This window comes from Synechococcus sp. H55.11, from assembly GCF_047462475.1.
GTDB lineage: Bacteria > Cyanobacteriota > Cyanobacteriia > Thermostichales > Thermostichaceae > Thermostichus.
Window position 1 is genome coordinate 1 of sequence record NZ_JANSJI010000022.1, and the last position, 10,622, is coordinate 10,622.

The following is a 10,622-nucleotide window of genomic DNA, read 5'->3' on the forward strand; positions in this document are numbered from 1 at the left end:
GAGAAACGTTTCATTGACTACAAAACCTGAGGTGTTGGGCAAATGATGCTGGGCGCTGGGAGCAGTATTCCCTCTCTGCAGTGAATGGGCTAGGACTGCATTTGGCTCATCGCCTCTAGGTCCAACACTTTGGCCACCTGTTCCGGGCTCATCAAGTTGCGCTCCAACAGGATTTGGCGGATGGGTTTGCCGGTTTCCAGGGAGAGCTTGGCTATCTCTGCCGCCTGCAAATAGCCAATGTAGGGGTTGAGGGCGGTCACCAGAGCGAGAGTTCCTTCCGCATAGCTGCGGCACCGCTCCGGGTAGGGGATGATGCCTTGAATGCAGCGCTCGGCGAAGACCCGCAGGCTGTTGTTCAAGATCTGCAGGCTGTGCAGAAGGTCGTAGGCGATGAGGGGCATCATCACGTTCAGCTCAAATTGCCCCGCCTGAGCACAGAGGGTGATGGCGGTGTCCAGCCCGATCACCTGGAAGCAGACCATGTTCAGCATCTCGGCCAGCACCGGGTTGTACTTGCCGGGCATGATGGAGGAGCCGGGCTGCACCGGCGGCAGTTGAATCTCCTTGAGGCCGGTCTTGGGGCCGGAATCCATCAGCCGCAGGTCATTGGCCAGTTTGATGCCGTCCTGGGCCAGGTTGCGCAGGGATCCCGACAGGTGCACAAAGGGGGCCATGCTCTGCATCGCTGCCATGGGATGGGGAGCCGGGGTGAGGGGCAACTGGGTGTAATCCGCCAGCCGCTGCACCACCTGTTGTCGGTACTGGGGGGGGGTGTTGAGGCCGGTGCCGACCGCGCTGCCCCCCAACCCTAAGCTGCACAGAGCCTGGCTGGCCTCCTCGATCCAGCGGCGGTGCTGGGCAAAGATGGCCGCATAGGCCCCAAAGCTGTCCCCCAGCCTTACAGGGACAGCATCCTGTAAATGGGTGCGACCGGCTTTGAGGATGCCGCGAAACTCTTGGGCCTTCTGCTCCAGTGCCGCCACCAGGTTGTCCAGTGTGACCAACAGATCCCGCCGCACCCGCGACAGGGCGGCCAGGCGGATGGCGGTGGGGATCACGTCGTTGGTGGACTGGCCGTAGTTGACGTGGTCGTTGGGGCTGACCCGCTCGTAGCGTCCCTTGGGCTCCCCCAGGATCTCCAAAGCCCGGTTGGCCAGCACCTCGTTCACATTCATGTGGTGAGAGGTGCCCGCCCCCGCCTGGTACACATCCACCACAAATTGATCCCGCAGAGATCCCTGGAGGATCTCGTCTGCTGCTTGGACAATCGCCTTGGCCACCTCTGCCGGAATGCAGCCCAGCTCGCCGTTGACTTCAGCCGCCGCCTTTTTGATCAGCACACAGGCTTCCACGTACTCTGGCAGAGGCCTGAGGCCGCTGATGGGAAAGTTCTCCAGGGCGCGGGCGGTTTGGATGCCGTAGTAGACCGACTGGGGCAGTTGTCGCTCCCCCATCGAGTCTCGTTCGCAACGCACTTGCGGCGGAGTAGTCTCTGGAACCATGGCCGGATGATGTTTGGGGGCCGCCGCTTCAGCCGGCAGCTTTTGGGGAAGGCTCCTGCAGGGATCCCTTTTCCTGGAGGGCGGCCAACTGTTGGCCGATGCGCTCGTTGTTTTCCGCCAAAACCAGTACCATGGCCGCGCAGGCCAGATGGACTCCGGCCCGAAATTCCGCCGAAGACTTGTACTGGATCAGCGCCTCGCTATCCCCCTCCCGCGGGCTCAAGATGAGCTGAACCGACTTCTGGGCCAGGTCTTTTAGTTCCCGTTCCGTTAAACCCAGTTGCACCGCTTTTGCCCTCCCTGCTGGCCGACAAACAACCCTCGATCCCGTCCGGATCGCTGCTTTGGTTATCCTACCGCGGAACCTGACCGGATCCCAGGTGAGCGAGCCTTGACAACTCTTGACAGCTCTAGAAGGAGATAGAAAATGCCAGCTAGTATAGGTGCAGCATGCCTTGGCCGGCGGGCCGACAGCCGCTTGGAGAGTTCAAGTCTGTGGGTCGGCGTCGCCCAAAAGGCGTCTGCTTCTTTTGGCATTTGTCTTTGTCCTGCGTTCCGTTCAGAGAGGAAAACTTGTCCGTAGAGCGTCCACTTGACCGCTTTCCCCGCAAGCAGCGTGCAGAGCTGCCGGCCATCAACGAGCGCATCCGCTTCCCCAAAATCCGCCTCATCGATACCGACGGCACCCAGTTGGGGATCATGAGCCCGCGCGAAGCCCTGCGCCTGGCCGAAGAAAAAGACCTAGACCTGGTCTTGGTGAGCGACAAAGCGGATCCCCCCGTCTGCCGCATCATGGACTACGGCAAGTTCAAGTTTGAGAAGGAGAAAAAAGAGCGGGAGGCCCGCAAAAAACAACACACTGCCGAGATCAAGGAAGTGAAGTTTCGCTACAACATCGGCGAGCACGACTACCACGTGCGCCTGCGCAGCGCCCAACAGTTCTTGGGGGATGGAGACAAGGTGAAAGCCACGGTGATGTTTCGCGGTCGCGAGGCCCAGCACGCCGAGTTGGGGGAAGAACTGCTGCAGCGCTTGTTCAAAGACCTAGAAGGCGTAGCGGAAATGCAGCAGCCTCCCCAAAAGGAAGGGCGCAACATCACGATGATCCTCTCCCCGAAAAAATCCACCTGAGGAGGGATCCCGCCATGCCTCTTGCTGTTGGGGATCCCGCGCCGGAGTTCACCTTGCCCGATGCCGAGGGCAACTTGATCAGCTTGAGCCAGTTGCGGGGCCGGCGGGTGGTGCTCTATTTTTACCCGCGGGACAACACCCCCGGCTGCACCCAAGAAGCCTGTGGCTTTCGGGATGCCTACGCCGAGTATCAGGCCCAGGGGATCCACATCTTGGGGGTGAGCGCCGACGATGCCCGTTCCCACCAAAAATTTGCCCAAAAACTGCAGCTCCCTTTTCCGCTGTTGGTGGACGAGGGGGCCAAGGTGGCCACCGCCTACGGCGTCTATGGCCCGAAAAAGTTCATGGGCAAAGTCTATAACGGCATCCACCGCACCACCTTTGTCATCGATCCGGAGGGGAAGATCGAGGCCGTCATCACCAAGGTCAAGGTGGAGACTCACGCGGCGGAGCTGCTCCAGCAGTTGACCGGCTCCTAGTCTCTCCATTGGTGGGTGCAGGGGGAGCAGCCCTGTCGGCAAAGGTGCCGAGATTAGGACAAGAAGAGAGCGGGCAGGGGATATAACGATACAAAGTGCCGGTATGGATTCCCCTGGCGCCGTGTCCCGACGCAGCCGTACCACCAAGTCGATTCACGACAGCTACCAAGTTTTGGGTTTGGCTGGCCAAGGTCAGTATGGGCGCGTGTTTTGCGCCCGGCCCCGCCAAGGGGGGGAGCTGGTGGCCCTCAAGGAGCTGCCGGCGGAGCGTTTCCCCACCCCCAACCTGCTGCGGGAGCTGCGCTACTTGCTGACGTTGAACCATCCCAATATCACCCGCTGCTACGCCCTCGAACATGCCCGCGAGGGGCGGTATTTGGTGTTGGAGTACTGCGAGGGGGGCACCCTGCGGGAGCTGATCGACCAGGTGGAGCGGGGGCTGTGGCTGCCGGTCAAGCAGGTTTTGGGCTTTGTGGATCAGATCTTGGCCGGGCTGGATCATGCCCATCGCCAGGGGGTGATCCACTGCGATGTGAAGCCGGAGAACATTTTGCTCAAGCCCACACCCCAGGGCTGGCAACTGAAGCTGACGGACTTTGGCATCGCCCGCCACCCCCAACCTGCCCCCGGCGAGATCGCCGCCACCGGCTCGCCGGCCTACATGGCGCCAGAGCGGTTCTACGGCCAGTTTGGCCCCGCTTCTGACCTCTACGCGGTGGGGATCATCCTCCTGGAGCTGTTGACGGGTCAGCGGCCCTTTTCCGGCTCCCCCAGCCAGTTGATGCACGCCCACCTCAACCAGCCGTTTGTCTGCCCAGAAGGGATCCCGGCCCCGCTGCAGGAACTGCTGGAGATCACGTTGCGCAAATTGCCCTTGCGGCGGTTTCGCACGGCGGCGCAGATGCGCTCAGCTCTGGCGGTGTTTGCTCAGGAGTGGCAGGAGCCGGCCAGTTGTTGGGTTGGCCCGCACCTGTCCAGGCGATCCCCCCCCGGCCTGCAGGTCTGGGATCTGCCGGATCCGGGTTTTGTGGGCGGTGGCGGGATGGAGTCCCCGCCTGAGCAAAAGTTCTACATCTGCGAGGATCCCAGTGGCTGCCGTTCCCCGCTGCTGTTGCGAGTGACCTCCCAGAAGCTGGAGTGGCTGGAGCTGCAGACCCTTGCCTCAGGAGCGCCGCCTCTGGCCTGTTTCTCCTTGGCCGAACCGTTGCGGCAAGTGCTGCCTTTGCCGAGCTTCCCGGAGGCTTTGGCTTTTTCCAAAAGCAGCCTTTTGCACCTGAGTCCCGCGCGCATCCGTACCCTGCTGAGTTTTGCGGAGGATTGGCAGGCCACCTGGCTGGCAAAGCGGCAGGAGTTGGTCTGGGCCACCGCCCAAGAGCTGGGGGCTGTGCAGTGGCAGCCGACCGGGCCCCAGCCTTTCCCCGATTCCCATCGCTACTTTCGTTGGCCTGGCCCGCAGCCGGCTGGGACGGGATCCCTGCCCCGCTTGCTGGCCCTCTCGGATTATCTGGTTTTGCTGACCGGTGCGGGGCGGCAGTGGGTGCAGATGAGCCTTGTGCCTTATCCCACCGGCTTGCCTTTGCAGCCGGGATCCCAGCCGCTGCGCTATCGCCTACCCCTGGATCCCCAAGGGATGGCGGTCAGCCTGGGGGAACGGCTGCTCTTTGCGGCCCAGCAGGGTTGCTGCCCCTACCTCGACTCGGTACAGGTGAATCCGCTGCGGGTGCGCCGCTGGTTTTTGAGAGGGTGGCCTGTCCAGATGGTCCAAGCCCCTTGGGGTCTGCTGCTGCTGTGTCGGGAGGGAGAAGAGTTCTCGTCCCTCTGGCTGTACGGCGAAGGGGGGGATCCCTTGGCCCAGGTGGCCGTGCCCGTCGGATCTGAAGTGTTGCAGGTGGGGCAAAAGGGGCTGGTCTGGCTGCAGGTGCTGACAGCCGGGCAGTCACAGCGCTTCCAGCTTTGGCAATTGGATCTCAACCAGTTGCCTGTGGATGGCCATACTGCCGAGGTGATCCCCTTGGAGTGAACGACTCCCGACACTCATCTTCGTTGAGTAAACACAATTCACCAATACAGTGCCGGGCTTCCCGCCGATTAAGCTAAAGACAGGACAGCCAACCCGGCACAAGGAAAATTCTTAAAAAAATTCTTGAGGTCGTCTTTTAGATCGTATTTTGGCCTCGGCCTGCCCAACTCCCGACGGTAGTGAGTTTTGTATTGCGCTGATCGTGTTGATGTTGTTGTGGAGGACGTCTTGCCATGGGTCAACATCTGCCAGAACCCTCTGCCCTGGGGGAGGATCCCAGCTTGTTGGTGGAGCGGCTGCGACGCAAAGAGGGCCGTTGGCTGGATTGGGCCAAGGCCTGCCAAAGCTTGCAGCAACAGAAAATGACTCCCCAGGCCATCTTTGAGGCGACTGGGCTTGAGCCCGCCCAGCAAAATCAGATCCTCGTCGCCGCCCAGGTTTACGAGGGGATGGCCAAAGCCGGCGCCAGCCCGGCGGTTCTGGAGCATTTTGCCCACCGAGGCAGCGATATCCTCTACGAGCTGCGCATCCTCTCGCCACAGGATCGGGTTCGGGTGGCGGAATTCGTCCTCAACCGCCATTTGAATGTCGATGAAGCTCATGAGATCGCCCGTGCCGTGAAAAATTACGCCCAACTGCAACGGCTTCCGGACGGGTTTACGGATCACCCCGGCGATGCGGTGGCCTATCAAGCCTGGAGAACGGCCCAGCAAACCCGCGATCTGCAGGAGCGCACTCGGGCTATCGGTCGAGCGTTTCGGTATGTCCATAGCGATACAGCCCGCCAGCAGGTGGAGCAGCTCCTATCCACGGTTGCTGCCAGCTCCCGACCCCAACGCAGCGTTTTGCCCAAGCTGTCTGTGTTTCGCCTGGAAGAAGATCTGCCGCGCCTGCTGCCGGTGGCCGGATCCCTGCCCCTGGCGACCGACATCTGGGAACAGATCCCTGCCGGCGAGCCCCAAGGGCCTTTTGGCTGGGTCACCAGCCCGGCGGAGCAGACTTGGATGGCCTTGCCCGCTTGGCCGGTGATGCAAAAGGCCGGGGATCCGGTCGTCCTACCAGTAGAAAACGGGCTGCTGGGATCCCTGTTGGGCTTGCCGGTAGCCCCTGAGGAAGAACGGGATCCGGTCTTGCTGGTGGTGGATCGCGCTGTTCGGGTTTGGGAAGGAACGGCGGGATTTTTCTTGCTGGATCGGGCTGGACTGGTGGCAGTGGAGTGGATTGAGGATTCACCCTCCTCTCCCCTGTTGGGCCAGGTGCTGCTGGCCGTGCGCCCACCGCGGGTTTTCGATGAGGAGCTGGCTCAGGATCCCTGGCAGTTGGAAGAATAGGCCATCGCAGTGGCCTAGTTGAGCAGAGCCAAGTTATCCCGATGCACAGCGGTATCGACCCCCTCGTAGCCCAGAATGTGAGGGATCTCGGCAGTTTTTTTGCCCTTGATCTGCCGCAGTTCTGCGGCGCTGTAGTTCACCAGACCCCGTGCCACCTCCTGACCGCTGGGATCGCACAGGCGCACGGCGGCCCCCGCCTCAAATTCCCCAGAAACGGCCGTGATCCCTGCCGGCAGCAGCGAACGTCCTTGCTGGCACACCGCCCGTACCGCCCCCTCATCCAAAGTCAAAGATCCCTCGGGGATGAGGCCATAGGCAATCCATCGCTTGCGGGCGCTGGCGGGCTGGGGAGCCGGATCAAAGCGGGTGCCGATGGCCTCGCCGGCCAGAATGGCCGGGATCTGCTCAGGCCGTTTGCCGTTGGTGATCACCACCGTGACGCCTGCGGCTGTAGCAATTTGAGCAGCGGTTAGCTTGGTGGCCATGCCGCCGGTGCCCCAGCCGCTTTTTCCCTGGGCTTCGGCCTTCACCTGGAGAGGGATCCCGGGCAACACCCGCTCGATGGGCTCAGCAGACGGATCCCGGTTGGGGTCAGCCGAATAGAGCTTGTCCACATCGGTGAGCAAGATGAGCCACTTGGCCTGCACCATGCTGGCCACCAACGCCGAAAGCGAGTCGTTGTCGCCGAATTTCAGCTCCTCCACTGCCACGGTGTCGTTTTCGTTGACGATGGGGATAACCCCCATCTGCAGCAGTTGGGCAAACGTGCGATTGGCGTTCACGTAGCGGCTGCGCTCCACCAGATCGCCGCGGGTGAGCAAAACTTGGGCAATCGGCTGGTTGAGAGCCGAGAAGAGGTCATCGTAAAGGCGGATCAGCCGTCCCTGCCCCACGGCAGCCACCGCCTGCTTTTCGGCAATGGCCGTCGGTCGTTGCCGCCAGCCCAGGCGAGCACAACCTACCCCCACCGCTCCGGAGGAGACCAAGATCACCGCGTACCCCTGCCTGCGCAAGTGGGTTAGTACCTCCACCAGCGGCCCCAGCACCGAAAGGCGCAACAGGCCGGTTTGCGTGTCCGTCAGGCTGGAGGTGCCGATCTTCACCACCACCGTCACGTCTGTTGTTGCCATCCCCCTCCTCAACCCATCCCTATCTCACCATAGCGGAGGGCCATCGCTTGCCCTCAGAGTCACCACAGGCGAGAATAAAAACAGTCGAGAAAGCCATCCTCAAGCTCATCTTTCTGTCTGCCTGTGAATCCTGTTCGCACCCTCGCCGCCACCAAAGCGACCTTTTTCAGCGCCTACCCTCGCCCGATCAACGCCGTCTATCGGCGGGTGGTGGAAGAGTTGCTGGTGGAGCTGCACCTGACCACCGTCAACAGTGCCTTCACCTACGACCCGTTTTTTGCTTTGGGGCTGGTCACCCTCTACGACGGGCTGATGGAAGCTTACCACCCCCCTGAACAGCGAGAGGCCATTTTCAACGCCCTCTGTAAGGCTCTCCACCTCAAGCCGGAGGTGTTGCGCAAGAATGCCTGCGATCTGCTCGAGTTGATGCGCAGCGGGGATCCACGCCAAAGACTGGATCTCCTTTGTCTCAAACCGGGGGCGGAAGATGTGGGCGGGTTGAAAGCCATTTTGGAGCGCATGACCCAGCCTCCCTATGCCTACAGCCGGGTTTTGGCGGTTGGCCTTTACACAGCCTATGAAGTTGTAGCCAAGTCCCTTTTCAAAGAACCGGAAGAGCGCACCCGTCGCTTTTTGGAGGATGTGGTGGGCAAGCTGCCCTTCTCGGCAGAGCGGGTGAAAAAAGATCTGGAGCTCTACCGCAGCAGCTTGGATCGCATGAAGCAGGCGCGGGCCATTGTCGAAGAAATGGTGAAAGCCGCCCGACGCCAGCAGGAACGTCGCCAATCGACCGCCTCTTTGCCCGAGACTTCCGTTGCCGATCCCAAAGAACCCAGCAGCTAAGCCAAGTAGCCAGCCCAGGCTTCCACCACCTCGGGGGAACCGTACCAGCGCCGCCCACCTCGACCCGAATGGTAACAGTCGGGCAGGGTTAGGTTGACAGCCCCCTGTAAGTGGGCAGCCTGGATGGGGGTAATGCCGTCGCCCCACAGCTCTCCTTGGCCGGCGGTGAGCCAATAGCTGTTGTAGGCCAGCCAAGCCAGATAATGCTCTTGCCGCCACAGGGATCCCAGCTTCAACCTCTGCCCTTGGATGGCCTTGCCCGCCACACACACGTATTTGATCTGCGGCCAAAAGGCCCCCGGATAGTGGGTGTTGACAAAGTCCAAATTGCGCCTTGTCCAGCGCTCGCGGCTGGTGTGAGGGGATCCGAGGCTGATCAAGGTCGAGACGTGCTCCCGCCCCTGCCACACCTGTCCCCCATAGGGCACGGATCCCAGGTAGATGCGGGCAATCCAGCCGCCGGCGGAGTGGGCCACCAGGTTAACCCGCTCAACCCCAAACTCGGCCTGGGTGCGCCGAATGGTGGCCTGCAGAGCCCGTAAGATGGGCGTGACGGGCCTTCCCCCCAGTGTGGGAAACCAACTGCGCACCTGCAACGGCACCACCCGCGCCGCATAGCCGCGGGCCTCCAGCGCTTGGCGCAAAGGCTCGTATTCCGCCGCGCCCGCCAGATAACCGGGCAGGATCACCAGGGGAGCCATGGGCTAGCGGGGATACCAAAACATGCCTTTGATCCCCTCGGGGTCGGGGGTAAAGCCCAGCCGTTCGTAAAAGCTGACCACCCCCTGATCGGCAAAAAGGGTGATGTTGCTGATGTCTTGGGCGCGCAGCTCGTGGATTACCTTTTCCATCAGCCGCCTGCCCAGACCCCTGCCCTGGAAATCGGGATGCACCACCACATCCCAGATGGTGGCATTGAAGGCATGGTCAGATGTCGCGCGGGCAAAGCCGATGAGGCGACGATAGCTGCCCCGCTGCAGCCACATCGACACCACCAAGAAGCTGTGCTGCAGGGCTTTTTTCACTTTGTGCATGGGGCGACGCGACCAACCCACTGCATCGCAGAGTTCCTCCAGCTCGTACAGATCCAAGTTGGGATCCAAGCTGAAGAGGATAGTCTCCCCTCGGACCACTACTGTTTCCTGGCGACGGTCGGCCTTGGCTGTTTGCGCCGGCTCTTTGGTTGTAGCAGCCCCTGTTGACCCGAACAGGCCCTTCCAAAAGCTCATGTGAATCGCTGCGGAGTGAAAGCCCACCGCTGGGTTTGGGTGAGCGTGTCCCCAGTATAGCCAGGATCGGCAGCGAAAATGGCCGATCTGCCTAGGTGCTTCCGCGCAGGTTTGGGACGAGCCTTTGTTGGAGACTGAGAATGGAAAGTCTGGGCAAACCTATGGCTCCTCCCGGCACTGGCACCCTCGTCAATGCCCTGGCCATCCTGGTGGGCAGCGGCCTCGGCTGGGGCATGGGCAGCCGCCTGCCCGAACGCATGAGCCAAACCCTCTTGCAAGCGATGGGAGCCCTGGTGTTGGTCTTGGGGATCCAAATGGCTCTGACCCTCAGCAGTGCCGCCCAAACGCTAACGGTTTTGGTGGCCCTGGTGTCAGGAGCGGTGCTGGGGGAGTGGATCGACATCGAGGCCGCCTTCGAGCGGGTTGGCCAGGCCCTGGAGAAGCAGGTAAGCCGCCGGCTGGGTCCCAGCCCCATTACCCGCGCCTTTGTTGCCACCAGCATTCTGTTTGTGGTCGGCCCCATGACGTTGCTGGGATCCATCCGGGATGGCTTAGGGGATCCCTCGCTGTTGTTGGTGAAAGCGGCGTTGGATGGGATCGCCACCCTCGCCTTCGCCGCCAGCCTGGGCTGGGGCACCCTATTTTCGGCGCTGCCGGTGCTCTTGGTGCAGGGGGGAGTGGCCTTGTTGGCGCGGCAGTTGCAGCCGCTGTTGCGCCCAGACCTGATGGCGGCCCTAGAGGCCACCGGTGGGATCCTGATCTTGAGCATTGGCCTGAACCTGCTCGGCCTGGCCCGCCTGCGGGTGGCCAACCTGCTACCGGCTCTGTTGATCGTGGAGCTGCTGGTGGGGTTTTTCCCCGTTTGGGATCTCCGTTTCTAGTTTTCCCGGTCGGCGCTATTCCTACGCAACGCTGTCGCGAACGCGCCGCTCTAACTCCCCTCTCCCTCAGGGAGAG

11 protein-coding genes are annotated in these 10,622 nt (G+C 61.8%); 6 read left to right on the forward strand and 5 right to left on the reverse strand.

The features are described from left to right. Positions 1-89 precede the first annotated feature (89 nt). Both NW853_RS00685 and NW853_RS00690 read right to left on the reverse strand, forming a co-directional pair. Positions 90-1,502, reverse strand: coding sequence for an aspartate ammonia-lyase (locus tag NW853_RS00685; protein WP_414347143.1), 1,413 nt, complete (start codon positions 1,500-1,502; stop codon positions 90-92). Between the two features lie 28 nt (positions 1,503-1,530). Next, complete coding sequence (locus NW853_RS00690) at positions 1,531-1,788, reverse strand: hypothetical protein (RefSeq protein ID WP_414347145.1); 258 nt, start codon at positions 1,786-1,788, stop codon at positions 1,531-1,533. A gap of 287 nt (positions 1,789-2,075) precedes the next feature. Between NW853_RS00690 and infC the strand changes: the two genes are divergently transcribed. The 4 genes from infC (at position 2,076) to raf1 (ending at position 6,463) form a co-directional block, all read left to right on the forward strand. After that, positions 2,076-2,633, forward strand: coding sequence for a translation initiation factor IF-3 (gene infC / locus NW853_RS00695; protein ID WP_414334268.1), 558 nt, complete (start codon positions 2,076-2,078; stop codon positions 2,631-2,633). Between the two features lie 14 nt (positions 2,634-2,647). Further along, complete coding sequence (gene bcp / locus NW853_RS00700; protein WP_414334270.1) at positions 2,648-3,112, forward strand: thioredoxin-dependent thiol peroxidase; 465 nt, start codon at positions 2,648-2,650, stop codon at positions 3,110-3,112. A gap of 103 nt (positions 3,113-3,215) precedes the next feature. Beyond that, complete coding sequence (locus tag NW853_RS00705; RefSeq protein WP_414334272.1) at positions 3,216-5,132, forward strand: serine/threonine-protein kinase; 1,917 nt, start codon at positions 3,216-3,218, stop codon at positions 5,130-5,132. Positions 5,133-5,365: 233 nt separating this feature from the next. After that, the gene (gene raf1, locus NW853_RS00710) at positions 5,366-6,463 is read left to right on the forward strand and encodes a RuBisCO accumulation factor 1 (RefSeq protein WP_414347147.1); all 1,098 of its coding nucleotides are present in this window, start codon (positions 5,366-5,368) and stop codon (positions 6,461-6,463) included. A gap of 14 nt (positions 6,464-6,477) precedes the next feature. Here the strand turns inward: raf1 and proB are convergent, their stop codons facing one another. Beyond that, positions 6,478-7,593 carry a glutamate 5-kinase gene (gene proB, locus NW853_RS00715; RefSeq protein ID WP_414334274.1) on the reverse strand — a complete coding sequence of 372 codons (1,116 nt, stop codon included), beginning with the start codon at positions 7,591-7,593 and terminating at the stop codon, positions 6,478-6,480. 123 nt (positions 7,594-7,716) lie between these two features. Here proB and psb29 point away from each other — a divergent pair, with 123 nt between their 5' ends. Continuing rightward, positions 7,717-8,436: a photosystem II biogenesis protein Psp29 gene (gene psb29 / locus NW853_RS00720; protein WP_414334276.1), complete on the forward strand. Its 720-nt coding sequence runs from the start codon at positions 7,717-7,719 to the stop codon at positions 8,434-8,436. Here psb29 and NW853_RS00725 read toward each other — a convergent pair. Then, positions 8,433-9,137, reverse strand: a complete 705-nt coding sequence (locus NW853_RS00725; RefSeq protein ID WP_414347149.1) for an esterase/lipase family protein — start codon at positions 9,135-9,137, stop codon at positions 8,433-8,435. The genes psb29 and NW853_RS00725 overlap by 4 nt on opposite strands. A gap of 3 nt (positions 9,138-9,140) precedes the next feature. Next, positions 9,141-9,665 (reverse strand): GNAT family N-acetyltransferase, encoded by a 525-nt coding sequence (locus tag NW853_RS00730; RefSeq protein ID WP_414334279.1) that lies wholly within the window; start codon positions 9,663-9,665, stop codon positions 9,141-9,143. A 161-nt stretch (positions 9,666-9,826) separates the two neighbouring features. On the opposite strand from NW853_RS00730, the gene NW853_RS00735 reads away from it, so the two are divergent. Next, complete coding sequence (locus tag NW853_RS00735; protein ID WP_414334281.1) at positions 9,827-10,546, forward strand: DUF554 domain-containing protein; 720 nt, start codon at positions 9,827-9,829, stop codon at positions 10,544-10,546. Positions 10,547-10,622 lie beyond the last annotated feature (76 nt).

Excerpts from the sequence above, each read along its gene's own strand:
- NW853_RS00685 (WP_414347143.1), bottom strand. The coding sequence starts at position 1,502 with ATGGTTCCAGAGACTACTCCGCCGCAAGTGCGTTGCGAACGAGACTCG.
- bcp (WP_414334270.1), top strand. The coding sequence starts at position 2,648 with ATGCCTCTTGCTGTTGGGGATCCCGCGCCGGAGTTCACCTTGCCCGAT.
- NW853_RS00705 (WP_414334272.1), top strand. The coding sequence starts at position 3,216 with ATGGATTCCCCTGGCGCCGTGTCCCGACGCAGCCGTACCACCAAGTCG.
- raf1 (WP_414347147.1), top strand. The coding sequence starts at position 5,366 with ATGGGTCAACATCTGCCAGAACCCTCTGCCCTGGGGGAGGATCCCAGC.
- proB (WP_414334274.1), bottom strand. The coding sequence starts at position 7,593 with ATGGCAACAACAGACGTGACGGTGGTGGTGAAGATCGGCACCTCCAGC.
- NW853_RS00725 (WP_414347149.1), bottom strand. The coding sequence starts at position 9,137 with ATGGCTCCCCTGGTGATCCTGCCCGGTTATCTGGCGGGCGCGGCGGAA.
- NW853_RS00730 (WP_414334279.1), bottom strand. The coding sequence starts at position 9,665 with ATGAGCTTTTGGAAGGGCCTGTTCGGGTCAACAGGGGCTGCTACAACC.
- NW853_RS00735 (WP_414334281.1), top strand. The coding sequence starts at position 9,827 with ATGGCTCCTCCCGGCACTGGCACCCTCGTCAATGCCCTGGCCATCCTG.